Source organism: Thalassospira sp. (genome assembly GCF_002709775.1).
Taxonomy (GTDB): domain Bacteria; phylum Pseudomonadota; class Alphaproteobacteria; order Rhodospirillales; family Thalassospiraceae; genus Thalassospira.
The window spans coordinates 115,912-139,723 of sequence record NZ_PAQR01000002.1 but is presented as its reverse complement, the minus strand read 5'-3'; the positions used below and the strand labels follow the sequence as shown (position 1 = coordinate 139,723).

General features: G+C 55.6%; 27 protein-coding genes. 24 read left to right on the top strand and 3 right to left on the bottom strand.

Annotated features, from left to right (window positions below; genetic code table 11):
• The first annotated feature begins 138 nt into the window (after nucleotides 1-138).
• The 7 genes from coaBC to CMO10_RS00865 all read left to right on the top strand — a co-directional run bounded on the left by coaBC (nucleotide 139) and on the right by CMO10_RS00865 (nucleotide 6,035).
• Entirely contained in the window at nucleotides 139-1,365 is a 1,227-nt protein-coding gene (gene coaBC, locus CMO10_RS00895) for a bifunctional phosphopantothenoylcysteine decarboxylase/phosphopantothenate--cysteine ligase CoaBC (RefSeq protein ID WP_297018449.1), read from the top strand.
• 74 nt (nucleotides 1,366-1,439) lie between these two features.
• Complete coding sequence (dut, locus tag CMO10_RS00890; RefSeq protein WP_297018447.1) at nucleotides 1,440-1,904, top strand: dUTP diphosphatase; 465 nt, start codon at nucleotides 1,440-1,442, stop codon at nucleotides 1,902-1,904.
• Between the two features lie 94 nt (nucleotides 1,905-1,998).
• Nucleotides 1,999-2,454, top strand: coding sequence for an RrF2 family transcriptional regulator (locus tag CMO10_RS00885; protein ID WP_008888834.1), 456 nt, complete (start codon nucleotides 1,999-2,001; stop codon nucleotides 2,452-2,454).
• Between the two features lie 203 nt (nucleotides 2,455-2,657).
• Nucleotides 2,658-3,608: a cysteine synthase A gene (cysK, locus tag CMO10_RS00880; RefSeq protein WP_044830252.1), complete on the top strand. Its 951-nt coding sequence runs from the start codon at nucleotides 2,658-2,660 to the stop codon at nucleotides 3,606-3,608.
• A gap of 173 nt (nucleotides 3,609-3,781) precedes the next feature.
• Nucleotides 3,782-4,783, top strand: coding sequence for a hypothetical protein (locus tag CMO10_RS00875; protein WP_297018444.1), 1,002 nt, complete (start codon nucleotides 3,782-3,784; stop codon nucleotides 4,781-4,783).
• A 27-nt stretch (nucleotides 4,784-4,810) separates the two neighbouring features.
• Complete coding sequence (locus CMO10_RS00870; RefSeq protein WP_297018443.1) at nucleotides 4,811-5,614, top strand: HesA/MoeB/ThiF family protein; 804 nt, start codon at nucleotides 4,811-4,813, stop codon at nucleotides 5,612-5,614.
• Nucleotides 5,604-6,035: a DsrE family protein gene (locus CMO10_RS00865; RefSeq protein WP_297018442.1), complete on the top strand. Its 432-nt coding sequence runs from the start codon at nucleotides 5,604-5,606 to the stop codon at nucleotides 6,033-6,035. The genes CMO10_RS00870 and CMO10_RS00865 overlap by 11 nt, the downstream gene beginning before the upstream one ends.
• 12 nt (nucleotides 6,036-6,047) lie before the next feature.
• Here the strand turns inward: CMO10_RS00865 and CMO10_RS00860 are convergent, their stop codons facing one another.
• Nucleotides 6,048-6,731, bottom strand: a complete 684-nt coding sequence (locus CMO10_RS00860; protein WP_297018441.1) for a LysE family translocator — start codon at nucleotides 6,729-6,731, stop codon at nucleotides 6,048-6,050.
• Nucleotides 6,732-6,758: 27 nt separating this feature from the next.
• Here CMO10_RS00860 and CMO10_RS00855 point away from each other — a divergent pair, with 27 nt between their 5' ends.
• Together CMO10_RS00855 and CMO10_RS00850 are read left to right on the top strand one after the other, a co-directional pair.
• Nucleotides 6,759-7,736: a LysR substrate-binding domain-containing protein gene (locus CMO10_RS00855; RefSeq protein WP_297018439.1), complete on the top strand. Its 978-nt coding sequence runs from the start codon at nucleotides 6,759-6,761 to the stop codon at nucleotides 7,734-7,736.
• A gap of 70 nt (nucleotides 7,737-7,806) precedes the next feature.
• On the top strand, nucleotides 7,807-8,358 hold the full coding sequence (locus CMO10_RS00850) for an MgtC/SapB family protein (protein ID WP_297018437.1): 552 nt from the start codon (nucleotides 7,807-7,809) through the stop codon (nucleotides 8,356-8,358).
• A 42-nt stretch (nucleotides 8,359-8,400) separates the two neighbouring features.
• Here CMO10_RS00850 and ddpX read toward each other — a convergent pair whose 3' ends face one another.
• The gene (gene ddpX / locus CMO10_RS00845; protein WP_297018436.1) at nucleotides 8,401-8,961 is read right to left on the bottom strand and encodes a D-alanyl-D-alanine dipeptidase; all 561 of its coding nucleotides are present in this window, start codon (nucleotides 8,959-8,961) and stop codon (nucleotides 8,401-8,403) included.
• A 19-nt stretch (nucleotides 8,962-8,980) separates the two neighbouring features.
• Between ddpX and tsaB the strand changes: the two genes are divergently transcribed.
• Entirely contained in the window at nucleotides 8,981-9,781 is an 801-nt protein-coding gene (gene tsaB / locus CMO10_RS00840; RefSeq protein WP_297018435.1) for a tRNA (adenosine(37)-N6)-threonylcarbamoyltransferase complex dimerization subunit type 1 TsaB, read from the top strand.
• On the top strand, nucleotides 9,778-10,296 hold the full coding sequence (rimI, locus tag CMO10_RS00835) for a ribosomal protein S18-alanine N-acetyltransferase (protein WP_297018434.1): 519 nt from the start codon (nucleotides 9,778-9,780) through the stop codon (nucleotides 10,294-10,296). The genes tsaB and rimI overlap by 4 nt, the downstream gene beginning before the upstream one ends.
• 167 nt (nucleotides 10,297-10,463) lie before the next feature.
• On the opposite strand, the gene CMO10_RS00830 is transcribed toward rimI, so the two are convergent.
• Complete coding sequence (locus CMO10_RS00830) at nucleotides 10,464-10,712, bottom strand: sulfurtransferase TusA family protein (protein WP_044830030.1); 249 nt, start codon at nucleotides 10,710-10,712, stop codon at nucleotides 10,464-10,466.
• 253 nt (nucleotides 10,713-10,965) lie between these two features.
• Here CMO10_RS00830 and CMO10_RS00825 point away from each other — a divergent pair, with 253 nt between their 5' ends.
• The 13 genes from CMO10_RS00825 to CMO10_RS00765 all read left to right on the top strand — a co-directional run bounded on the left by CMO10_RS00825 (nucleotide 10,966) and on the right by CMO10_RS00765 (nucleotide 23,792).
• Nucleotides 10,966-11,388 (top strand): Fur family transcriptional regulator, encoded by a 423-nt coding sequence (locus tag CMO10_RS00825; protein ID WP_044830255.1) that lies wholly within the window; start codon nucleotides 10,966-10,968, stop codon nucleotides 11,386-11,388.
• Between the two features lie 162 nt (nucleotides 11,389-11,550).
• Nucleotides 11,551-12,345, top strand: a complete 795-nt coding sequence (locus tag CMO10_RS00820; protein ID WP_044830256.1) for a GNAT family N-acetyltransferase — start codon at nucleotides 11,551-11,553, stop codon at nucleotides 12,343-12,345.
• Complete coding sequence (locus CMO10_RS00815; RefSeq protein ID WP_297018430.1) at nucleotides 12,342-13,247, top strand: lysophospholipid acyltransferase family protein; 906 nt, start codon at nucleotides 12,342-12,344, stop codon at nucleotides 13,245-13,247. Before CMO10_RS00820 ends, CMO10_RS00815 begins: the two co-directional genes overlap by 4 nt.
• A gap of 169 nt (nucleotides 13,248-13,416) precedes the next feature.
• Nucleotides 13,417-14,808, top strand: coding sequence for a tRNA (N6-isopentenyl adenosine(37)-C2)-methylthiotransferase MiaB (gene miaB / locus CMO10_RS00810; protein ID WP_297018429.1), 1,392 nt, complete (start codon nucleotides 13,417-13,419; stop codon nucleotides 14,806-14,808).
• Nucleotides 14,805-15,908, top strand: a complete 1,104-nt coding sequence (locus tag CMO10_RS00805; protein WP_297018428.1) for a PhoH family protein — start codon at nucleotides 14,805-14,807, stop codon at nucleotides 15,906-15,908. Before miaB ends, CMO10_RS00805 begins: the two co-directional genes overlap by 4 nt.
• A complete protein-coding gene (gene ybeY, locus CMO10_RS00800; protein ID WP_297018427.1) occupies nucleotides 15,892-16,482 on the top strand; it encodes an rRNA maturation RNase YbeY in 591 nt (196 codons plus the stop codon). The genes CMO10_RS00805 and ybeY overlap by 17 nt, the downstream gene beginning before the upstream one ends.
• Before the next feature lie 79 nt (nucleotides 16,483-16,561).
• A complete protein-coding gene (locus CMO10_RS00795) occupies nucleotides 16,562-17,506 on the top strand; it encodes a hemolysin family protein (protein ID WP_297018425.1) in 945 nt (314 codons plus the stop codon).
• Nucleotides 17,499-19,076, top strand: a complete 1,578-nt coding sequence (gene lnt, locus CMO10_RS00790) for an apolipoprotein N-acyltransferase (protein ID WP_297018423.1) — start codon at nucleotides 17,499-17,501, stop codon at nucleotides 19,074-19,076. Before CMO10_RS00795 ends, lnt begins: the two co-directional genes overlap by 8 nt.
• Nucleotides 19,077-19,188: 112 nt before the next feature.
• Nucleotides 19,189-19,659, top strand: a complete 471-nt coding sequence (locus CMO10_RS00785; RefSeq protein ID WP_008888859.1) for a helix-turn-helix domain-containing protein — start codon at nucleotides 19,189-19,191, stop codon at nucleotides 19,657-19,659.
• A gap of 308 nt (nucleotides 19,660-19,967) precedes the next feature.
• Complete coding sequence (metK, locus tag CMO10_RS00780; protein ID WP_297018421.1) at nucleotides 19,968-21,140, top strand: methionine adenosyltransferase; 1,173 nt, start codon at nucleotides 19,968-19,970, stop codon at nucleotides 21,138-21,140.
• Between the two features lie 142 nt (nucleotides 21,141-21,282).
• Nucleotides 21,283-22,002, top strand: coding sequence for a tRNA (guanine(46)-N(7))-methyltransferase TrmB (gene trmB / locus CMO10_RS00775; RefSeq protein ID WP_297018419.1), 720 nt, complete (start codon nucleotides 21,283-21,285; stop codon nucleotides 22,000-22,002).
• Between the two features lie 179 nt (nucleotides 22,003-22,181).
• Nucleotides 22,182-22,745 (top strand): RNA polymerase sigma factor, encoded by a 564-nt coding sequence (locus CMO10_RS00770; protein WP_363928318.1) that lies wholly within the window; start codon nucleotides 22,182-22,184, stop codon nucleotides 22,743-22,745.
• A gap of 138 nt (nucleotides 22,746-22,883) precedes the next feature.
• The gene (locus CMO10_RS00765) at nucleotides 22,884-23,792 is read left to right on the top strand and encodes a FecR family protein (RefSeq protein ID WP_297018416.1); all 909 of its coding nucleotides are present in this window, start codon (nucleotides 22,884-22,886) and stop codon (nucleotides 23,790-23,792) included.
• Nucleotides 23,793-23,812: the final 20 nt, after the last annotated feature.

Below are 23,812 nucleotides of genomic sequence, written 5' to 3'. Positions count from 1 at the left end.
AATCAAATCAACGCCATGTCCGGATTTCCGGCATGGCGTTTTTCGAAGATTGCGGCGGGATTCATTGGGTTCTTGCGCGCGCTTGGGGGACAATGTAGGTTAACCACACTTCTTACCCGTAATTAATTGGTAATCACAGTGTCAGGTGCCTTAAATCGAAAGAGTGTCCTTCTGATCATCTCGGGTGGCATTGCCGCCTATAAGGTGCTTGAGGTGATCCGTCGGTTGCGCGATCGCGGGATTGATATCCGTGCGATCCTGACCAAGGGCGGGGCAGAATTCGTGGCCCCGCTTTCGGTGGCGGCACTGACCGAAAACAAGGTCTATCAGGATCTGTTTTCCCTGACCGATGAGGCCGAAATGGGCCATATCCGCCTGTCGCGCGAGGCCGACCTTGTTCTTGTCGCCCCCGCCAGTGCCGATATTCTGGCCAAAATGGCCACAGGCCAGGCCGGTGATCTGGCGACCACGGCCTTACTTGCGACCAACAAGCCGGTGATGATTGCGCCTGCGATGAATGTCGAGATGTGGAACCACCCGGCGACACAAGCCAATATCGCAACCCTTGAAAGCCGCGGCGTGATCCGTGTTGGCCCGTCTGCAGGTGATCTTGCCTGTGGCGAAACCGGATCGGGGCGCCTGGCCGAACCGGCCGAAATCATCGCAAGTGTTGTTGATTTTCTTGAGGCGCAAGACGCGCCAAAGCCACTTTCTGGCAAAAAGGCCGTCGTGACCAGCGGCCCGACCCATGAACCGATTGATCCGGTGCGCTATATCGCCAACCGGTCCTCGGGCAAGCAGGGCCATGCCATTGCCGAGGCGCTGGCACAAGCTGGGGCGGATGTAACGTTGGTAACGGGTCCTGTGACCTTGCCCGATCCGGCGGGTGTCAAGGTCGTGCGTATTGAAACCGCGCGCGAGATGCTCGGTGCCGTTCAGGCGGCCTTGCCTGCCGATATTGCGGTTTGTGCTGCGGCGGTGGCCGATTGGCGAACAGCCGATGAAGCCGGTCAGAAGCTTAAGAAAGATGGATCGGGTGTGATCCCCGACCTGAAGCTTTCGGAAAATCCCGACATTCTGGCAACCATCAGCAAGGCCGGGGCAACCCGCCCGGGGCTTGTGATTGGTTTTGCTGCCGAGACCGAGAATGTCACCGATCATGCGCGGGCCAAACGGGCGCGCAAGGGCTGTGACTGGATCCTTGCCAATGATGTAGCACCGGCAACCGGTACCTTTGGCGGCAATGATAACGAGATTTGCCTGATTTCAGGTGACGACGAAACAACAGATGAACGTTGGGAACGCCAAAGCAAGACCGGGGTTGCCCGTGCTTTGAGTGCCCGCATCATCAAACATTTTTCCTGAAGGGCATCGCCCGGCCGGAAAGCAGAAAGACACGACCGGCAGATGATCCTGCCGGATAAAGACAAGGATTAGGAATGTCGCTTTTAAGCGTTGATTTGAAACAGCTTCCCCATGGTGCGGATCTACCGTTGCCGGAATATGCCACCGCGCAGTCAGCAGCCGTGGATTTACAGGCCGCGATTGACGGGAAGCTCGTTTTGGAGCCGGGCAAACGGGCCATGGTTGAAACCGGGATTGCCATTGCCCTGCCCGCAGGCTTTGAGGCGCAGGTTCGCCCGCGTTCGGGCCTTGCGGCCAAGAACGGGGTTACGGTTTTAAACAGCCCGGGCACGATTGATGCCGATTATCGCGGCGAGATCAAAGTCATCCTGATCAATCATGGTGACGCAGCCTTTGAAATTGAACGCGGCATGCGTATCGCCCAGCTGGTTGTCGCCCCGGTGACGCAGGTCAGCTGGAATGCTGTAGAAGACTTGGATGAAACCGCGCGCGGTGCGGGTGGTTTCGGTTCGACCGGAACAGCCAGCCCGGCCAAATAGGCCCGGGGAAACAGTGCTGGTCAATCAGGTTTGACGCTATCTGGTTGTGTCGTCTGGGGGGATGGCAGAACCGCAAGGGGAGTTGAGTGAAAAGATGCTAAAGCTTTCTAAGAAGATGCTGTTTGCGATCGAGGCGGTCGTGGACATTGCCTATAACGCGGCGGGTGAGCCGGTCCAGAGCCGGGACATCACCGCGCGTCAGGGCATTCCGAAACGCTATCTCGAACAGACCCTGCAGCAATTGGTGCGCGCAGACATTCTGGTCGGTGTGCGTGGTCCGCGCGGTGGATATCGCCTGGCACGCGAACGCCGCCGCATTACGCTTGCCGATATCGTATCCGTCATCCGGTCGATGGAAACATCCGACGACCCGATCGAGGATCCGGCAGGATCGCCATTGGGCAAGGAAGTCGTCCGGCCGCTGTGGCGGGAGTTGCAGGACGAAATGATGAAGCAGCTTGAAAAGATCACGGTCGAAGACCTGTGCAACCGTGCACGTGATGCCGGCCTGCGCAGCGGGATTGAAGAGTCCCCGGATTTCATCATTTGATCTTATCGACCGGCGGCGGTTTGTTGTATCGTCATTCAACAAGAAACTGCTGCTATTGACGGTAAAACTACAAGTTTATGGAACGTTGCCGGGCGCTGAACATGTAAAAAATCCTTCTATCCATTTGACCTGGATGAATAGCGAGATAAATACATGTTAAATATGTGCTTGAAGGCAAAAATACAGAAACGTGCGAGGAAAACATGACTGAGTTTCGCGGCAAGATTTACGACAGCATCATCGACACCATTGGCGCAACCCCGCTGGTGCGTCTTTCGCGTCTGGCAGAGGCCGAAGGTGTCAAAGCCGACCTGATCGGCAAGCTTGAATTCTTTAACCCGCTGGCCTCGGTCAAGGACCGTATCGGCCTTGCGATGATCGAAAACGCCGAGAAATCCGGCAAGCTGAAGCCGGGCGCAACCCTGGTCGAGCCGACCTCAGGCAATACCGGTATCGCGCTGGCTTTCGTTGCTGCTGCCAAGGGCTACAAGCTGATCCTGACCATGCCGGAAAGCATGTCGCTTGAACGTCGCAAGATGCTGATGCTTCTGGGCGCGCAGATTGATCTGACCCCGGCGGCCAAGGGCATGAAGGGTGCGGTTGCCCGTGCCGAAGAGTTGGTGTCGGAAATTGACGGTGCCATCATGCTTCAGCAGTTCGACAATCCGGCAAACCCGGACGTTCACCGCAACACCACCGCAGAAGAAATCATCAAGGATACCGCTGGCAAGGTGGATATCTTTGTTGCCGGTGTCGGTACCGGCGGGACGCTTACGGGTGTTGGTGAAGTGCTTAAAAAGCATAACCCGAACATCCAGATTGTTGCGGTCGAGCCGGAAGACAGCCCGGTTATTTCCGGTGGCGCACCGGGCCCGCACAAAATCCAGGGCATTGGTGCCGGCTTCATTCCGGGCAACCTCAATACCGATGTGATTGATACCGTGATGACCATTGGCAACGAGACCGCCTTTGCCACCGCGCGCAAGCTGGCATCGATCGAAGGCCTGCCGACCGGTATTTCGTCGGGGGCAGCCGTTGCAGCCGGGGTCGAGCTTGGCCAGAAGCCGGAAAACGAAGGCAAACGGATCGTTGTGATTATCCCGAGCTTTGCCGAACGCTATCTTTCGACCCCGTTGTTCGAAGGTCTGCAATAAGAATGTCAGCCAAAGCGCTGTTGATCAAAGGCCCGGTTTCTACCGGGCCTTTTTCATATCAATTTTTGTATGCCTCTGGATGTTGAAAGCCATGGACCCAATGTGAAAGGGTCCTAACCCTAGGGATTTGATTGCCGGTGCCTAGGGGAAGAACGGGTTTAGAGATAGCGACGATGTATTTGCTTCGCATCGCCTTTGCGATGGTCATCATATTTGGTTTCGATATCAAAACGGGTCACGCCGACCATGGCGAGGATAATCTTCGCATCGCGGTGGCCGACGATGTTCTTGAAGATTACAAACGGTTTCTTGATGGCCGCGATCCCCTTGATATCGAGGTGTTTGAAGGCGAATACAGCCGTCGCGATGTTGTTGAAGTCGTTCTGATCCAGCAGGCCCTGCGTCGCGGCGGGTGGCGTGGCGATATCACCCTGATTGCTGGCGGCGGCTATGTCCGGATGATGAAATTGCTTGCCGATGGCGATGCCGATATTACCGGATCGACCACCTGGCTGGATGATATCGAGAAAAAGGCAGGCGAGATCGCACCATCGCGCGCAATGATCCCCAAAGGCCGGTTTGAAGCGGGCTTCTACATGCTTGCCGATAATCCCGAGCGGTTGAAGGTCAGAAATATTCGCGGCCTTCGCTTGTTGCGCGCGGCATCCAATCGTAACTGGGTGCCCGACTGGCAGGCGCTGGCGCGATTACGTGTCGCCGATCTGATCAATGTGCCGTCATGGAAACTGATGGTCGAGTTCGTCGCCACTGATCGTGCCGACTTCCTGCTGGCACCATTCCAGCCGGGGCCAGACATGGAGCTTGTCGTGGACGATGTTCGGATGTTGCCGATCCCGGATTACAAGATCGCCCTTGAAGGTAGCCGGCATTATGCGGTCAGCGGCGTCCAGCATTATAGCGACACCCTTTTGACTGCGATTGATCAGGGGCTTCTGGAGCTTGATCGCATTGGCCGGATTGAACAGGCCTATCGTCAGTCGGGTGCTTTCCACCCCGGGGTCACGGACTGGACCATGATTGGTCTGGACGGGTTCGGGCAATCGCATCTGATGCCTGAACGGCAGGCAGGCCGTTCTCACATTTACGTGGAAAACCAAATCTTTTCCTTGAGCGATGCTATCCGCAGGCTATATCCAGAAACAACTGCCTTCTAGTCCGGCCTGACAGGATACATAGACCGCGTGAGTGATTTCGATTTTAGCGAAAATGAAGTGCAACGCTATGCCCGCCATATCGTCCTGAAGGAGGTTGGCGGCACGGGGCAGATGAAGCTCAAGCGCGGGCGGGTTCTGATCGTCGGTGCTGGCGGGCTGGGATCGCCACTTGCGATGTATCTGGCAGCTGCCGGGGTTGGCACAATCGGCATTGTTGATGCCGACACGGTCGAGCTTTCCAACCTGCAACGCCAGATCGCGCATGGCATGAAGGATATCGGCACCCCCAAGGTCGACAGTGCCAAGGCGACCATGGCCGATATGAACCCGGAAGTAACGGTTCATGCCCATAATATCCGACTTGATGCGTCAAATGTCATGGATCTGATTGCCGGTTATGACGTGATTGCCGACGGGTCGGATAATTTCGATACGCGGTTTTTGCTTAATGATGCCTGCTATCTGGCCGGCAAGACGCTGGTTTCCGGTGCTGCCCTGCGTTTTGATGGGCAGGTTTCGACCTTCAAGGCCCATTTGGGCGCCCCCCATCCCTGTTATCGCTGCATCTATCATGCCCCGCCGCCTGAAGACGCCATTCCGTCCTGTGCGCAGGGTGGTGTTCTGGGATCGGTTGTCGGCATGGTCGGCGGAGTTCAGGCGACCGAGGTGCTGAAAGAACTGATGGGCATCGGCGATAGCCTGTCGGGGCAACTTTTGATCATGGATGCGCTGTCGGCATCTTTCCGCAAGATCAAGGTGCCACGCGATCCGGGTTGCCCGACCTGTTCAGAAAACGCTACAATCAAGGACCTTTCAATCCATGAGCACTGAGTCTGATACGCCCAAAAAACTCTCCCTCGTGGTGTTTTCCGGATCTTACGAAAAGGTTCATTACGCACTCGTAATGGCATCTGCGGCACTGGCATCAGGGCGCGACGTCACGCTGTTCTTCACCATGGAGGCCAGCCGGGCGCTGTTTGCACCATCGGGGTGGCGTCATCTGCGCACCGAGGTTGACGGGGCAACCGCGACCTCGATTGATCTCAGCTACTCGACACGCGGCATCGGCACGTTTGAAGAATTGCTATCGGCCTGTGCCAGCCTCAATGCCAAATTCATGGTCTGTGAAATGGGCCTGCGCGCCCTTGGGCTTGAAGACCAGGCCAAGCGCGAAGACCTGTCGATTGAGGCTGGTGGCGTGGTGACGTTTCTCAATGACGCCAAACAGAATGGCGAGATGCTGTTTATCTGAGAATGCGTGCTGTCAGCTTGAAAGCAGTTTGACGCCAAGTCCCGCCAAACAAAGTCCTGCACCGCGTTCGATCCATATTTTGAGCGTTGCAATGCGGGCCTGCACAGATGGCAGGGTGAGCGCAATCGCCACCAGTGCAAACCAACCCATGTGACAGGCCGCGATATAAATTCCATAACCGATTTCCTGAACCAGTTCTGTGTCTGGTGAGATCACCTGACTGAACAGCGAGACGATGAACAGCATTGTTTTCGGGTTAAGCGCATTGCAGGCAAAACCGATCCAGAAAGCCGATCCGTCGCGCCGTTCCTCAAATTGGTCGGGTTGCGTCGCGCAGTTGTCACGGACATCCTGGTTTTTCCAGCACTTGGGAGCGATAAACACCGCCCGGATATCTGGCCATAAGGCTGAAATGCCAAGCCAGATCAGATATGCTGCACCAAGATAACGTAGCGTACTTAGCACCCAGACATTGTTGGCAAACAACACGCCCATCCCTAACAGCGTATAGGCGAGATGGACCGAAACCCCGCTTCCGATTCCAAGGGCACATAGCACACCAGCGCGCCGCCCGCGCGCCAGCGCAATACGAGTGACCATGGCAAAATCGGGCCCCGGACTGATAACGGCCAGAATGGTAATGATGCCAACAGCAATGATTTCGATGGACAGGAAGTCCGACGTGCCTTCAAACATGATACTGATCCGATTTCGTCTTGATCTGTGAATAAATTCAGTATCAATCTGTATTTCAGACCAGAAAATCGAAAATTATTGGTATTTATTGTGAGTAATATTCACAGAAAACGCAGCTTGCCACCGCTGGCAGCCCTGCCCGCGTTTGAAGCGGCTGCCCGACACCAAAGCTTCTCGCGCGCAGCAGAAGAATTGAACCTGACGCATGGGGCGGTCAGTCGGGCTGTGGCGCAGATTGAAGAGCGACTTGGGATTCAGTTGTTTGTACGGCGTAATCGGCGGGTATGGTTGACCCCGGCGGGGGAACGGCTTTTGCGGGCAACCGGTAGCGCGCTTGATGGTCTTGAGCACGCTGTCGAGGATATCCATCGCCACGACGGAAATTCGCCAATTCTTACGGTGTCTTGCGAGCCCAGCCTGGCGATGCGTTGGTTGATGCCGCGCCTTGGGGCATTTCGCGAAGCATTCCCGGACTTGAACATTGACCTGCGCATGGCTGGCGGGCCGGTGGATTTGCTTTCAGATGGCTGCGACGTGGCCATTCGCCGGGCCGATTACGGTATTTCCGATCATTACATCACCACCCACCTTTGGTCCGAATATGCCGGCCCAGTCTGTGATCCCGAATGCTGGGAAACTATTCTGGACCGGAATTTGTCAAATGCGCGTTGGTTGCACACCCGGACACGTCCCGAAGCATGGGATGATTGGAAACGGGCTAGCGGAAGTGATGCACTTCCGGCGAGTGAACAGTATTTCGACCATTTCTTTTTCGCTCTGCAGGCGGCGGTCAACCGGCTCGGAACCGCGATCGGGCCGTTGCCGCTGGTAGCAGATGACCTGACAGCCGGGCGTTTGATCGCACCGCTTGGGATGGTTGCGACCGGATATGATTATGTGTTGATCACACTGGATGTCCCACAGCGTGACCCGCGGATCGCGGTGTTTTTTGATTGGCTGATGACGACAGCCCGCGAGATGGAGATGCCACCTAAGGCCGGATAACCGTCGCTGGCTGGAACATTCACCTGATTTCAGGCGTTCAGAGAGTTCCTGAAACCAGACAGGCCCGAACATGTTGACCGACCTTCCCTATTTCGCGACGGCGGAAAAATATTTCGATATCGGCGTGATTGATATGATCGCGCGCCTGTGCGCAGCCACGGTTATCGGCATGTTGATCGGGCTGAACCGTGATGTGAATGGCAAGCCGACCGGCATGCGCACGCTGGCCCTTGTGTCACTCGGGGCGGCTGTTGTTGCGGTGGTCGCCGTTCATTTTCAGGATCTGATTGATCATCCCGACGCGCTGTCGCGCGTTGTTCAGGGGATTTTGCAGGGTGTCCTGACCGGTATCGGCTTTATTGGCGCGGGTGTGATCCTGCGTCAGCCAAAAAGCATGTCGGTGTCCGGCCTGACGACGGCGGCGACCGTCTGGATGACAGCGGCCCTTGGCATTGCCTGTGCGCTGGCAGCCTGGCATATCGTTGTGATCGCCTCTGTTCTGACCTTTCTTGTCCTGATCGCACTTAAGCCGATCGAGACATTGCTGGTGCGCTGGGTCGGCACGGGTGACGGGGAAAATGCCGACAATCCCGAACAGCAGAAATCAAACGCCAAAAGCTAGCATCCAAGCTCGGCGCCAGACCGGCGCTTAAGCGGTGGCGGGTTATTTCGCCATCAATGGGTTGGCAAGGGCGGTGTCGGAAAAGACGGGGTATTTGGCGCGCGCATTGGGTAACTGATAGTGCCACCATTCGTGATCGTAAAACTCGAACCCGGCGCTGACCATGATGCCAAGCAACAAAAACCGGTTGGCTTCGGCCTGTTTGGAGATCAAATCCGAACCGTGATACGAGCGGATATGCATTTCATCAAACCCTGCCCCCATATCCAGTTCCTTGCCGTTTTGATCAATCAGGGTTAGATCAATGGCCACACCACGACCATGTGGCGATCCGAAATCCGGGTGGGCGACGAAATCGGGGTTGGGCGTATGGTTCCAAAGCGCACGCTGTGCTTCCTGGGGCCGGAATGCATCAAGAATGCGGAGCTTGACCCCCTGACGGCGCGCCATGGCAGAGGCCTTTTTCAGGCACTTGGCCGCATCCGCATGAAGATAGCAGGCAGATCGTGTATAAATCGGTGCCCCGGTGAAATTGCGATCCGTGGCATAGACGATATCAATTTCGACATCATATTCTTGTGGCGTAATTTCGACCAGCGCCATCGCCGGAGGCCCCCTGTTCTTGTCGTTCACCGATTACATAAAGAAAATGCTGACTGGACAGTCGCACCGATTGGATACGGCCGACCATAGCGCATCCGATGCGCCAAAGCCAAAGGCCGAAAGGTCCGGACCGACGATTTTGGCAATTGATACCGCCTCGACGTCGCTGTCGACCGCTGTTCTGATCGATGGCGTGGTCAAGGGCGAGCTCTATGAAGACATGGAACGCGGTCAGGCCGAACATCTGATGGGCTTTATCGCCAAAACGCTGGAAACCGCAAAAGTCGATTTTGCCGACCTTGATGGCATTGCCGTGACGGTGGGACCGGGTGCCTTTACCGGCATGCGGATCGGCCTTTCGACTGCACGTGCGCTTGGTCTGGCGCGCAAGATCCCGGTGGTTGGTGTTAGTTCGCTTGAAGCGGTGGCCTATGGCGTGTCCGAACGTGATCAGCAGGGGCGCAATATCCTGGTCGCGCTTGATAGCAAACGAAACGAGATTTTTGCCCAGGCCTTTGATGGCAAGAAACGTCCGCTCAGCACGCCGGAGTGTGTCGCGCCGCGTCAGGCGCTGATGATGGCGCCACCCGGCGACACGTTGTTGGCCGGTGATGCAACCCCGCGTCTTTTGACCGCTGCTGCCCATGCGCCCGATGCGTTTTATGATTGCACGGCACCCGGCCTGCCGCGCGCGGGTAATGTCGCACGGATCGCGGCCGAGCGATGGGAAAGCGGGGAAAACCTCGCACCCGTGCCGCTTTATTTGCGGGCGCCCGATGCACGTCGCATCGAAGATCAGGGACCGCAGAAAAAGAAATGACCCCGGCCAACCCCAATGATGGCAGTGCTGATGGCAAGAACCCGCAAATTGCGCTGGTGCCATTAACAGCAGCCTTTGCGTCGGTGGCCAGTGCGCTGCATGCCAAGGGGTTTGACGATGCCTGGGATGAAGATGCGATCATTCGATTGCTTGATGTGCCCGGCGCATTCGGGATTCTGGCCTATCGCCCCGGTGATGCGGCGAAAAATGCCGAAGACCAGCCCCTTGGTTTTGTTTTGATGCAAACCGTTCTGGATGAGGCGGAAATCAATACCATCACGGTCGATCCCGATGCCCGCCGGATGGGGGTTGGGCGTGCGTTGCTGGATGCTGTTACCGACCGGCTTCAAGAATGTGGTGTTAACCGTATCCTGCTCGAAGTGGCAGTCGATAATGATGGCGCGATTGCGCTTTATCGTCAGAACGGCTTTAGCGAGGTCGGCCGACGCAAGGGATATTATGCGCGTGCCGGTGGTCGGAAAGTTGATGCGCTCGTTCTTGAGCGCCTGATCTAGACAATTTTTCGCGATGCCGATTGCCTATGCCAACCATGCAAGGAAGTTTGGTTTCCCAACATGGTCTTAGGCAATTTGGAGTAATTTTAATAAGTTATATCCACATAAATAGTGTGGTTTTGAGCGCCAACCTGTTGTAGTGTAAGCCTGCATCGGAACTGGTGGTTTCACGAACCTTTGCGGATTGTGAGCCGATAAGTTCCCGGTGTGTCAGCGATTTCGACCAGTTCGACGACTTCGTCGCCCATCTCGGTTACCGAGCGCGGAACGTTTTTAAGCGGTTCACCGGCGCCAAGGGTAACTTCAAGAACCTGACCTGCTGTCATGGTTTCGAGTTTGAGACGGGTGCGCACAAATGTCATCGGGCAGACGTCATTTGTGATGTCTATTTTCTGGTCGGGGGTTGCGGTGGCCATGCCGGTCTCCTGCCTTGATGCGCAACTGTGAAGTAGCGTCCTTCATCGCGGGTGGCAAGTGGCCACGGGAATGCCGATATGATTGTGATTGCCGGTGGTTGATACCGGCGATTTACAAGAAGCGGAATTTATCGCGAATTCGACCTTGCGATATGTGGCGGATTTTTCAATATTTAGCCACAAGAGATCGATGCCTGAGACACGTCTCGGCTGGGGACAGGTGGAACCGGAAACGGAAACGAGAAACAAGACAATGCTTGCAGAATCAACTATCGAGCAGAAATGCATCGACGCGGGCCTGAAAATGACAGGCCAACGCCGGGTGATTGCCCGTGTGCTCTCTGAGTCCGAAGACCACCCGGACGTTGAACTGGTTTATCGTCGGGCGACCGACATTGATCCGAAGATTTCGATTGCGACGGTTTATCGCACCGTGCGCCTGTTCGAAGAGGCAGACATCCTTGAAAAGCACGATTTCGGTGACGGTCGTGCCCGTTACGAGGAACTGACCGAAGAACATCATGACCACCTGATCAACATGCGTTCCGGTGAGGTGATCGAGTTTTCGAACGAAAAAATCGAAAAGCTTCAGGAAGAGATCGCCAACGAACTGGGCTATCGCCTCGTTGGGCATCGTCTTGAGCTTTATGGTGTTCCTTTGAAAGACGGCAAGTAATTCTGCTGTTCAATCGCGCACGCGACTTGTGATTTTCAAGGCCACTTGCTGATATCGGCAAGTGGCCTTCATATTTTTGTTACCTGTTCTTCACAAAGCCTTCACTCGCTCTTCACGCAGTTCTTGCGCAATATCCGTGCAGTTGAACGAAAGGGTGTTGTCATGCGTGACGAAAAACAGCTTCAGCGGCTTGAGGTTCGCCTTGCCGAGAATGAAACCGAAATTCTCGCCAGCCAGAAGCTTCGCTACAAAGTGTTCTATGAAGAGCGCGGCGCCAAACCGACCGATGAAATGGCTGCCGAAAAGCGCGACTTCGATCACTATGATCCCCTGTGCGACCATCTTCTTGTTCTTGATCACACGCGCGGTGCGGGTGCCGATGCAGTTGTCGGCACCTATCGCCTGCTGCGCCAGTCGGTTGCCAATGAACATGGCGGCTTTTACAGCGCTGATGAATATCACATTGAAAGCATGCTTAATGCGGTGAAGGAAACCGGCGAGATCATGGAACTGGGTCGTTCCTGTGTCGAAGCCGAATACCGCACCATGCCGACCCTGCAGCTTCTGTGGCAGGGGATTGCTGCCTATGTGTTCAAATACGACATCAAACTGATGTTTGGCTGTGCGTCCTTCCACGGCACCGACCCGGATGCCTTCAAGGATGTTCTGACCTATCTGCATCACAATCACCTTGCCCCCGAAGACATGCGCCCGCGTGCGATTGCCGATCGCTACGAGCCGATGATGCGAGCCGAGATCGATGGCATCGATCAGCGCCAGGCGCTGCGCGACCTGCCGCCGCTGATCAAAGGCTATCTGCGACTGGGTGGTTTTGTTGGTGACGGGGCGGTGGTCGACCATCAGTTCAACACCACCGATATCTGCATCGTGTTGCCGACCGAAAAGGTGACCGATCGCTATTACAAGCATTACGAACGTACCGCGAGGGTGTCGTGAACTGCTACGTGTGTGCTGCCATCCGCCTGATGGCCTATGCGCTTTTGACGCTGGTTCTGTTGCCGGTTCAGATGGTCGCCATTTCGGCGCGATTGAAGCTGGCCGACGAATTGCCGCGCTTCTATCACGCGCTTTGCCTGCGCATCCTGCATATCGAAGTCCGGGTTTCGGGTGTTGATATGATGGATGGTCCGGGCGTGATCGTTGCCAACCACGCATCCTATCTTGATATCCCGGTGCTCGGCGCTTTGACCCGCGGCAGCTTCATTGCCAAAACCGAAGTCGCCGACTGGCCGGTCTTTGGTTTGCTTGCCAAACTTTCGCGCACAACCTTCATCGAACGCCGTGCTGCACGCTCGCGCGAACAGAATGACCAGCTCAGCCAGCGTTTGCGTGATGGTGACAAGCTGATCCTGTTCCCGGAAGGCACCAGCAATGATGGCAACCGGGTGTTGCCGTTCAAATCAACGCTGTTTGCCTCGGCCGAGCGGGTGATGCCCGATGGGTCGCCGGTACGCTTCCAGCCGATTTCGATTGCTGCCACCCGTCTTGACGGGGCGCCGATTGGTCGTGATTTGCGGGCGTTTTATTCCTGGTACGGGGATATGGACTTGGCCCCGCATTTATGGCAGTTTCTCGCGCTCGGCAAGGTGACGGTTGAGATTGTTGTCCATCCGCCCGTGACGCTGGCAGATGCAGCCGGATCACGCAAGGAACTTGCCCGGATGTGTGAAGCCCGCGTTGCCCAGGGACATCAGGCAGCTTTGCGTGGCCTGCATCAGGGTGTGCCGGTTCAGTTGATTGACAGCGATCTGTCCGGTGAGCTTATTGGCAGTTCGCCGCTTGCGATCATTTCGGAAGATTTTCGACTGTTTGGCCCGGATCGACAGTTCGGCTCCTGATCGTTTTGCCGTATAATGCACCGGTTGATGTGAAATTCGGTTTCACCTGACCGGGATTTCAGATAACGAGATGTCCGACGGGTTCCGGTTATTGATGATGTGGAACCCAGGCGCGGTGTGAGCGATCACACCGCTTTTCGGCGTTTTGAGAGAGCGAAACGGATCTGGCGTGACTGAACCGAAGAAACTTTTTGTGAAAACCTATGGCTGTCAGATGAATGTCTATGACAGTCAGCGCATGCAGGATGTTCTGGCACCGCTGGGTTACCAGTCGGTCGACAGTGCCGAGGGGGCCGATATGGTCATCCTCAATACCTGCCATATCCGTGAAAAGGCCGCCGAAAAGGTGTTCTCCGATCTCGGGCGCGTGCGCAAGCACAAGGAAGCCAAGGAAGCCAATGGCGGCGACAAGATGATTGTCGCGGTGGCGGGATGTGTTGCGCAGGCCGAGGGCGCTGAATTGATGAAGCGCGAACCCATGGTCGACATGGTGTTTGGTCCGCAGACCTATCATCGCCTGCCGGAAATGGTGGCGCGCGCCAACCGCGCGATTGGTCGCAACCGCATTGTTGATACCGATTTCCCCGCCGAAGAAAAATTTGACCATCTGCCCGAACAAGTTTCCAGTCAGGGTTATTCGGCGTTTCTGGCCATTCAGGAAGGGTGCGACAAGTTCTGTACGTTCTGTGTTGTGCCCTACACCCGTGGCGCGGAATATTCCCGCCCCGGTGCCGATGTGATTCGCGAAGCCAAACAGCTGGTGGCGCAAGGCACGCGTGAACTGACCCTTTTGGGGCAGAATGTGAATGCCTATCACGGCGAAGCGCCCAATGGCGGGGAATGGACCCTTGGTCGGTTGCTGCGCGAGCTTGCTGAAATCGACGGGTTGGATCGCATTCGCTACACCACCTCGCATCCGCGCGATGTGGATGAAGATCTGATTTCTGCCCATCGCGATATCAAAAAACTGATGCCGTTCCTGCATCTGCCGGTTCAGGCTGGCGGTGACCGGGTTTTGCAGGCGATGAACCGCAAGCATACCAATGCGGACTATCGCGAGATTGCCAAACGGCTGAAGGATGCCTGCCCGGATCTTGCGCTGTCGTCGGACTTTATCGTCGGATTCCCGGGTGAATCGGACAAGGATTTCGAAGACACGATGGAAATCGTGCGCGATATCACCTTTATCCAGGCCTTCAGCTTTAAATACAGCCCGCGTCCGGGCACACCAGCATCGGCAATGGAAATGCAGGTGCCTGAAAAAGTCAAAACCGAACGGATCATGCGCCTGCAGGCACTTTTGGCCGAACAGCAGTTGGTGTTTAACCAGAACAGTGTCGGCAAGGAGATGGATGTTCTTCTTGAACGTCGTGGCAAATATGAAGGCCAGCTGGTGGGCAAAAGCCCCTATATGCAGCCGGTCCATGTCAGCGGTTTGCCGGAATCGGCGCTTGGACAGATCGTTCGCTTGAAAATCACCGAAGCGCTGCCTAATTCCCTTGGCGGCGAACTGGTCGACGCCACCCGTAGCGACCAGAAATCTGAAAGGAACGTTGCGTGAGCGGCACCCCCACGAAAAGCAAGACCAACACCAAAACCAAACATGCCCCCAAGGATTCCGATCAGATCGAGTTTCAGGACAATGCGCTTGCGCAGGTTTTGTATGGCCCGCAGGCCGAAAACCTGACACGTCTGTCGGAACGCACCGGGGTTCAGGTTTCAAGCCGCGGGCTGGTGGTGATGCTGGCCGGTGATCCGGCAAAGGTCGCCCAGGCCAAGAAGGTCCTTGCCCAGCTTTATGCGCGCCTGCGTGATAAGGAAATTGATCATATTGATGTCGAAACGGTAGACGGTGCGGTCCGCCTTTCCGAACCGGACGACGCCGATCCCTGGAGCGGCCAGACCAAAGACATGTTTGGTGGATCACGCCTGACGATCCAGACCAAGAAGCGTCGCATTTCGCCGCGCTCCAAACGTCAGAAAGACTATGTCGAGGCGATCCTTGATAACGAGCTGATCTTTGGCATCGGTCCGGCGGGTACCGGCAAGACCTATCTTGCGGTCGCGATGGCGGTGCAGGCATTTATTCTTGGTCAGGTTGATCGCATTATCCTGTCACGTCCGGCAGTCGAGGCGGGTGAACGTCTTGGGTTCCTTCCCGGTGATTTGAAAGACAAGGTCGATCCGTATCTGCGCCCGCTTTATGATGCGCTTCATGACACGCTTCCGGGTGATGTCGTGATCAAGCGAATGGAAAGTGGCGAGATCGAAGTTGCCCCGCTGGCCTTCATGCGTGGCCGTACCCTTTCGCATGCTTTTGTCATTCTTGATGAGGCGCAAAACACCACGCCGATGCAGATGAAAATGTTCCTGACCCGTCTGGGTGAAGGATCGCGCATGGTGGTGACCGGCGACATGACCCAGATTGACTTGCCGGACGGCACGAAGTCTGGTTTGCGCGATGCGCTTGAAACCATCGGCGATGTCAAAGGTGTCGCAACGATCAAGTTCGATCAGCGCGATGTCGTGCGCCATCACCTTGTGACCAAGATTGTACAGGCCTATGACGCGGCTGATGCCCTGCGCGATCGCCTGAAAAAGGGCTATCGCGGTGAAAAGGACAGTGCAGCCAAGGATGCGGGTGATGACCGCACCGCTTGAACTGGACCTTGAGGTCGAAGCAGGCGACTGGCAGCGCGAAGAGATCGCCGCTATCGAGGCTGCCGTGATCGCGGCCCTTGATGGTGCGCTGGCTGATGGTGCGCTTTGGGATGATAACGTGGTCGCGACCGACGGCACGGAAGATGAAGGCGATGGCGCATCGCTTTTATCAGTTGCCCCGGTGATCGAGATCGGCGTGCGGTTATCTGATGATGCGTCGGTTCAGATCCTTAACCGCGATTACCGCGACAAGGACAAGCCGACCAATGTGTTGTCCTTTGCTGCCCTCGAAAGTGCCGAGGATGCCGAGGCCTTCATGATGGCGCCTGATATGCCATTGATGCTTGGTGATATCGTGATTGCGCGTGAAACCTGTGCTCGTGAAGCCGTTGAGCAGCAAAAGCCATTGAAAAATCATCTGGTTCATCTTGCGGTTCATGGCACGCTACATCTTGTCGGCTACGATCATATGGTTGATGATGAAGCCGAAGAGATGGAAGAACTTGAACGTCAAATTCTTGCCGGACTCGGGATTGATGATCCCTATGAGCCGATTGAAGATGAACCTAACTAGAATACGGTTTGTTTGAATTAAAGGATGTCGAAACCGACCCATGAACGACTCTAGTCAACGCGACGACGACCACGAGAGTATGCGCCCTCGCACCGGCGAGGATACAAATCAGGACGCCGAGAACGGCTCCTTATGGGACAATGTGGCCTCGGCCCTGGGCTTCAAGCGGGGCAAGTCCCGCAACGGCGAAGCGTCGCTCAGCGACACGCTTGAAGAACTCGCCGAGCGGACCGAGCAGGATGAAGAGCCGGTCTCGCTGCACGAACGTTCCCTTTTTGAAAACATCATTGCGCTCCGCGACATGACGGCAGAAGACGTCATGATCCCGCGTGCCGACATTGTGGCGGTGGCCAAGACCATTATCCTTGATGACCTGGTCGAAGTGATGGTCAAAAAGGCCCATTCACGTCTGCCGGTTTATGGCGATACCCTCGATGACATTGCGGGCATGGTCCATATCAAGGATGTGCTGGGCTGTGTCGCGGCTGGTCGGGAATTCAGCCTGCAGTCGCTGTTGCGCCGGGTGTTGTTTGTCTCGCCCGCGATCCGGGTGCTGGATCTTCTTTCGGAAATGCGGCTGTCGCGCACCCACATGGCGCTGGTGGTCGATGAATTTGGCGGGATTGATGGTCTGATCACCATCGAGGATCTGGTCGAGGAAATCGTCGGTGAGATTGATGACGAACATGATATCGACCAGACGCCCAAGCTGATCCGTCTTTCGGATGGCTGCTATATCGCCGATGCGCGGTTCGAAGTCGAAGACCTTGAAGAAAAGCTGTCCTTTGGTTTGCTTGACGAGGATGAGGACGAAGATATCGACACGCTTGGCGGTCTTGTCTTCTCGCTGGCCGGGCGTGTTCCGGCGCGCGGCGAACTGATCGAACATCCAAGTGGCATTCAGTTCGAGGTTCTGGACGCTGATCCACGGCGTATCCGCCGTCTGCGCATTCATATGATGCGCCGCGAGGAGGATCAGGAACCCGCAGCAGCACCAGACGCGCAGGAAAAAAAGGATGATTGATGCCATGGCGCGCCGGATTGCCGGTCTTTCAGGCTGGCGCAGGCGTTTTGTCTGGCTGTTGTCCGGGGCGGTGGCGGTTTTGGCTCTGCCGCCCTTCTTTATTATCCCTGTTCTTCCGATCTGTTTTGCGGTTCTTCTTTGGAGCCTTGAGGGCGTTCGCTGCAACAAGGGCGCACTTTCTGCTGGCTGGTGGTTTGGTACCGGCCATTTTGCCGCAGGCTTTTACTGGGTCAGTCATGCCTTTCTCGTACAGCCGGAAATCTATGGCTGGATGATCCCGTTTGCCTTGCTGGGGCTTGGCGGTGGCTTGGCGATTTTCCCGATGCTGGCGGTCTGGGCCAGCTGGCGTCTGGGCGATGGCCCCATTCGGCGCGCGGTGTTGCTCGCCGTTTTCTGGGCGGTGGTCGAATATCTGCGTGGTCACTTGCTGACCGGTTTTCCCTGGAACCTTTTGGGGCATGTCTGGGCGATTGATGCCGCCCCCATGCAGTTTGCCTCGGTCGTCGGGGTTTATGGCTTGTCCTTTGTGACAGCCCTTTTTGCAACCTTGCCTGCGACCATTGTTGCCGGGAAGCCGGGTAAGATCGCGGCTCTTGGCGGGATCATGATTGCGGTGGTCCTTTGGGGTGGTGGTGTGGTGCGCCTGATGATGGTCGGGCCGGTTGCACCAGATACTGCCCTTTCGGATCTGCCGGCCGATGTGCCGATTGTTCAGATCGTTCAGCCCAATATTCCCCAGCGCGAAAAATGGCGCCCGGAGCTGCAAAACCAGCATTTCACACAGTTGCTTGAGATGTCGCGTCGGCCCGAAGGTCTGCGGCCTGATCAAAAGCGGATTGTTATCTGGCCTGAAACGGCAGCGACCTTTTTTGTCGAAACCCAGACAACGGCGCGCATGCAGATGGCCGAAATACTGGGGCCTTATGATATCCTGATTACCGGCGCGCCCCGGACCTATCCGCGTGATACCGATGAATACAAGGTCTGGAACGCCATTCAGGTGATTGATGCTGGTGGCCATATTGTCGCCAGCTTTGACAAGTTTCATCTGGTGCCGTTTGGCGAGTATGTGCCGTTCCGGTCAATCCTACCCTTCCCGAAACTGACAGCGGGCCGAACGGATTTTTCGGCCGGGCCGGGACCACAGACCCTGTCTGTAAGGGGGATGCCCAGCTTCTCGCCACTGATTTGCTATGAAGTAATTTTCCCCGGCGCTGTGATTGACGATGACAAACAGCCCGACTGGTTATTAAATGTTACCAATGACGGGTGGTTTGGCCACAGCGCGGGCCCATATCAACATATGGCAGCGGCCCGTTTCAGGACTATTGAGGAGGGCCGCCCCCTCGTAAGGGCAGCCTATACAGGGGTATCGGTGACGTTCGATGCTTATGGACGCAAGGTGGACAGCCTGTCCTTAGGAGAGAGGGGTATCCTCGTGCACCCCCTTTCGAGTGATAAAAACCATACAACAGTATATTATTTGTGGCGTGACTTGCTATTTTACGGTATTGTTACCTTCTTCGCCGTTCTCGCTATGGGATATAGACGCAAAGTAAAATCCCTCTAGGCGGCTGAAAAATTTGCCGAACCGTCCAGAAATTGTCCCTCAAAACAAGGACGGATCAGGTCGGAGTGAGAGAAGGAACTACCTCAAAATGTCGCCTAAGGATGAAACTAAGATGGTAAAGAACACACGTGGTCGGGGCCGTGGCCGGACTGCAAGTGGGGCTCCAAATCCTGTCGATATTCACGTTGGTGCGCGTGTTCGACTGCGCCGGACGCTTCTTGGCATGAGCCAGGAAAAGCTTGGCGAAGCGATTGGCCTGACATTCCAGCAAGTGCAGAAATACGAACGTGGTGCCAACCGTGTCGGTGCATCGCGTCTCTATGATCTGTCACGGGTTCTTGAAGTGCCTGTATCATTCTTCTTCGACGACATGCCCGACGAAATTTCGTCCAAATCGGTGCATGAACGTCGTGAAATGTCCGAAAGCCCGGACCCGTTTGACAATGATCCGATGAACCGTCGTGAAACGTTGGAACTGGTGCGTGCCTATTACCGGATTACCGATCCGAACCAGCGCAAGAAAATCTTTGAACTCGTCAAATCGATGGGTGCATTGCAGGGCACTGATTCCGATCAGAAATAATCGGATTACCCGATCATTTGGGACACAGGACGTAGTTCACAGAACGTGAATTACGTCCTTGTCTTTATAAGTAAAATTAACCCGCATGTAAGATCATCCGGGTTACGGTTTTACGTCGATGATGCTTGACCTTCACAAAGTGATCAGGCACAAGCGACGAAATAGTTTGGCTTCTGGCTGAACACTGTGGACGGATTTGGACCGCTTGCCACCACATTAAAAAAGGCTAAGTGGGCGCTATCGATACGGCCTCGTATCGGGAGCCCTCCGGTCCAGTTTTGGAAACCCATTACCGGAGAAGGTCTTATATGTCTCTTTCCGATTATCTATTTACCAGTGAATCCGTCTCGGAAGGTCATCCGGACAAAGTCTGTGATCGCATTTCCGATTCCATCGTTGATGCTTTTCTTGCTGCGGATGAAGATTCGCGCGTTGCCGTTGAAACCCTTGCCACCACCAACCGTGTGGTTCTGGCAGGCGAAGTACGTGGACCTGAAAGCGTGACCAAAGAGGTCATGATTGAAAAGGCCCGTCAGGCAATCCGTGACATCGGCTACGAGCAGGATGGCTTCCACTGGAAGACCGCCGAGATCGAATGCCACGTGCATGAACAGTCAGTTGATATTGCACAGGGCGTTGACTCCGCTGGTGAAAAAGACCTTGGCGCTGGTGACCAGGGCATCATGTTTGGTTACGCTTGTGACGAAACCGATGAACTGATGCCGGCACCGATCCAGTTTTCGCACCGTATCCTGCGCGCGATGGCTGCTGATCGTCACTCGGGCAAAGCCCCGCAGTTCGGTCCGGATGCCAAAAGCCAGGTAACCCTGCGTTATGCCGGTGGCAAGCCGGTTGCTGCAACCTCTGTTGTTGTGTCGACCCAGCATGCCGAAGGCCTGTCGCAGAACGACGTTCGCGAACTGGTTCTGCCTTATGTCGAAGCTGCCCTGCCGGAAGGCTGGTTGCCGCCGGCTGATGAAATCTACATCAACCCGACGGGTCGTTTCGTGATTGGTGGTCCTGATGGTGATGCCGGCCTGACCGGTCGCAAGATCATCGTCGATACCTATGGTGGTGCGGCCCCGCATGGTGGCGGCGCGTTTTCGGGCAAGGACCCGACCAAGGTTGACCGTTCGGCTGCTTATGCTGCGCGTTATCTTGCGAAAAACGTTGTTGCCGCTGGTCTCGCGGAAAAATGCACCATTCAGCTTGCTTACGCGATTGGCGTTTCGAAGCCGCTCGCACTTTATGTCAACAACCACGACACCGGCAATGTTGACGAGACGAAACTCGGCGACGTTCTGCGTCAGCTGATGGATCTCAGCCCGCGTGGCATTCGTGAGCATCTTTCGCTTTGCCGTCCGATCTATACACCGTCTTCTGCTTATGGTCACTTTGGCCGTCAGCCGACCGATGATGGTGGCTTCTCCTGGGAGCGCACCGATCTGGTTAGCGATCTGAAGTCGGCATTCGGCGCCTGATTGGCAGAAAGCGCGTAAAACTGCGATTTGCCAAAATCGCATGACGTGATAAGAGGCGGGCGGCCCGGAAATAACGGGCCGCCCGTTTTGATTTAAAGACGACCTGACCCGCAAATCCCGACCCTGATCGACAGAAACGACCATGCGCAACAAAGACCGCCCGATCCCGACACCTGATCGTCCGAACTTCTATGGCCGTCGCGGCAGCCGACCGCTCAAGGATTCCCGCAAGGCTCTTGTCGATGCGATGTTGCCCAAGATCGGCATCACCTATCCGGACGAAGCCGGGATTGATCCCAACAGCTATTTCGATGGTACGCCCGATCAGCTTTGGCTGGAAATCGGCTTTGGCGGGGGTGAACACCTTGCCGGTCAGGCCGAAGCCAATCCGGGCGTCGGGATCATCGGTGCAGAGCCGTTCATGGACGGGGTCGGAAGCCTGTTGCGCCATCTCGATGAGCGAAATCTTTCCAATGTTCGCGTGGTTGCCGATGATTCGCGCCCGCTGCTGTATAAGCTGGTGGATGCCTGTTTTGATCGGGCCTTTTTACTGTTTCCTGATCCGTGGCCAAAGAAACGCCACGCAGAACGACGCTTTATCGGGCCAAAGAATTTGGCACTGCTTGCCCGTCTTCTGAAAGACGGGGCGGAGTTCCGGGTGGCCAGCGATGACATGCAGTATATTTCCTGGACCCTGCAGCATATGCACAACCATCCGGATTTCGAATGGCTGGCCGATGGCCCCGATGACTGGCGCACCCCGCCAAGCGATTGGGTCAAAACCCGCTATGAGCAAAAGGCACTGCGTCAGGGCAAGAAATGTAACTATCTGCGCTTCCGCCGCAAAAAGCGTGCTGCCTGAAGCCGTGCTGCCTGACAATTCAGTTTGAGAACACCCGCCTGTTTCAGGCGGGTTTCTTTTTGGAAATCCCGTTTGTGATTAGGTGACTGTACGTCAGCATAAACAGGATTATATTGAGAATGATTTTCATGTGCGATAGAGTGCGTGGCTCATCTTCTTGATGTCGATGTCAAACCAGCGTGTTTTGGCCCCACCTTAATGCCGGTTTGCAGATCAGTCCAAAGGTCCGACCCGTGCCACATTGGGATGTAAACAAGCTCTTTCGAACCTATCATTCGCGGCTTCTGCAATTTGTGCGGCGGCGCAAACTGTCGTGGCACATGGCAGATGACATCGTGCAGGACACGTTCCTGCGCATCATTGCAACGCCATCACTGCCCGAGCAGGATTTTGCCAAGTCCTATCTGTATCGCACCGCGAATAATCTGGTGATTGATCATTTCAGGCGTGAACGGATCCTGAGCTTTGTCCCCGATCCGGACAAAGCATTCGAAATGCTGGCAGACGATACCCCGTCGCCCGAACAAATCGCCTGGTCTCGTCAGGAGCTGAAACGGTTGCAGAAAATCTTGCAAAAGCTCCCCAAGCATCACCGCGACGTTTTCATTCTGGCCCGTATTGAAGGTCTGACATATGTGCAGATCGGTGAAAAACTCGGCATTCCCAGCCAGACAGCTTTTAGCAGAATGGTTCGTGCACTTGGCCTGATCAAAGAAGCGATGGATCAGGCGGAAAAAAAGTGATCGGGACTTCGGATATTTCGCGCGTTCGTTCGTTAAAACCTATAGAGCGGAATTATCCCTGTGTTCGGGTAACGCGGTTAGAGCTGCACCGCACAGTTGAAACCAGAAAATAACCAGACAATGGCACGAGCAAACAGCATGAACTCTTTGCAAGATCCGGTATCAGAGCAGGCAGCCTATTGGTTCGCCTTGCTGCTTGATGGCAGTGAAAGCGAAGAAGATCGCCAGAAATTTGCGCAATGGGTGGCGCAAGACCCGGCGCATCCAAAGGCATTTTCCGATATCGAGCGACTGTGGAGTGGTAGTTCAAGCCTTGATTTCACGTCTTCGACCCATATCGGACGCCGCGCCATGCTGGGAGGTTCACTGGCGGCCATTTTGCTTGCAGGAGGCTGGGGGGCATATCGCTACCACCCGCTGGCCGATATCAGAACGCAAACCGGGCAGCGACGTGAAATCAGCATCCCCGGACAACGCGGACGTAGCATTATTGCCAGCAACAGCATTCTTTCTTTCGTGTCCGATGGCCGCATGACCGGCGTCGAAATACATCAGGGCGAAGCATGGTTCGAACATGAAGGTGATGATGGTGCCTTTTTCGTCCGCGCCCAAAACGGAAGAACCCTATCGACCGGCGGAACGTTTGATGTTGCTGCCTATGATGGCAAGATAACGACGATCGCCGAAACCAATCCGCTTATGATCGATATTGCCGGTGGGCGTCACACCCTCGCAGAGGGCAATACCATGACATACGATGCCACTGGCGTTTCACGGTCGGCGCATCCGGTTGATGTGCACTCGGCGCTGGCCTGGCGTCAGGGGCAATTGGTCTTCATGGGTGAGCCGCTTGCCCATGTTGCCACGGTGCTTGAGCGCTGGCAGCCGGGCAAGATCGTTATTATGGGTGATGCATTGAAAAGGCGGCCGGTAACGCTGGTCGTCGATCTCGACCGGTCACGTGACGTCGTGCCGGTTCTTGCAGATGTCTTGCATGTCGATGTGACCCGTTTCACCGATTATCTGACCGTTATCCGGGACGTCTGAGCCAGATTTATGGGTACAGA

Coding starts and splice junctions, on each gene's coding strand:
- metK (WP_297018421.1), top strand. CDS start 19,968: ATGTCTCTTTCCGATTATCTATTTACCAGTGAATCCGTCTCGGAAGGT.
- ybeY (WP_297018427.1), top strand. CDS start 15,892: ATGACCGCACCGCTTGAACTGGACCTTGAGGTCGAAGCAGGCGACTGG.
- dut (WP_297018447.1), top strand. CDS start 1,440: ATGTCGCTTTTAAGCGTTGATTTGAAACAGCTTCCCCATGGTGCGGAT.
- CMO10_RS00830 (WP_044830030.1), bottom strand. CDS start 10,712: ATGGCCACCGCAACCCCCGACCAGAAAATAGACATCACAAATGACGTC.
- lnt (WP_297018423.1), top strand. CDS start 17,499: ATGATTGATGCCATGGCGCGCCGGATTGCCGGTCTTTCAGGCTGGCGC.
- CMO10_RS00860 (WP_297018441.1), bottom strand. CDS start 6,731: ATGTTTGAAGGCACGTCGGACTTCCTGTCCATCGAAATCATTGCTGTT.
- CMO10_RS00785 (WP_008888859.1), top strand. CDS start 19,189: ATGGTAAAGAACACACGTGGTCGGGGCCGTGGCCGGACTGCAAGTGGG.
- CMO10_RS00850 (WP_297018437.1), top strand. CDS start 7,807: ATGTTGACCGACCTTCCCTATTTCGCGACGGCGGAAAAATATTTCGAT.
- CMO10_RS00825 (WP_044830255.1), top strand. CDS start 10,966: ATGCTTGCAGAATCAACTATCGAGCAGAAATGCATCGACGCGGGCCTG.
- CMO10_RS00765 (WP_297018416.1), top strand. CDS start 22,884: ATGAACTCTTTGCAAGATCCGGTATCAGAGCAGGCAGCCTATTGGTTC.
- CMO10_RS00795 (WP_297018425.1), top strand. CDS start 16,562: ATGCGCCCTCGCACCGGCGAGGATACAAATCAGGACGCCGAGAACGGC.
- ddpX (WP_297018436.1), bottom strand. CDS start 8,961: ATGGCGCTGGTCGAAATTACGCCACAAGAATATGATGTCGAAATTGAT.
- CMO10_RS00820 (WP_044830256.1), top strand. CDS start 11,551: ATGCGTGACGAAAAACAGCTTCAGCGGCTTGAGGTTCGCCTTGCCGAG.
- CMO10_RS00885 (WP_008888834.1), top strand. CDS start 1,999: ATGCTAAAGCTTTCTAAGAAGATGCTGTTTGCGATCGAGGCGGTCGTG.
- trmB (WP_297018419.1), top strand. CDS start 21,283: ATGCGCAACAAAGACCGCCCGATCCCGACACCTGATCGTCCGAACTTC.
- CMO10_RS00865 (WP_297018442.1), top strand. CDS start 5,604: ATGAGCACTGAGTCTGATACGCCCAAAAAACTCTCCCTCGTGGTGTTT.
- rimI (WP_297018434.1), top strand. CDS start 9,778: ATGACCCCGGCCAACCCCAATGATGGCAGTGCTGATGGCAAGAACCCG.
- CMO10_RS00875 (WP_297018444.1), top strand. CDS start 3,782: ATGTATTTGCTTCGCATCGCCTTTGCGATGGTCATCATATTTGGTTTC.
- cysK (WP_044830252.1), top strand. CDS start 2,658: ATGACTGAGTTTCGCGGCAAGATTTACGACAGCATCATCGACACCATT.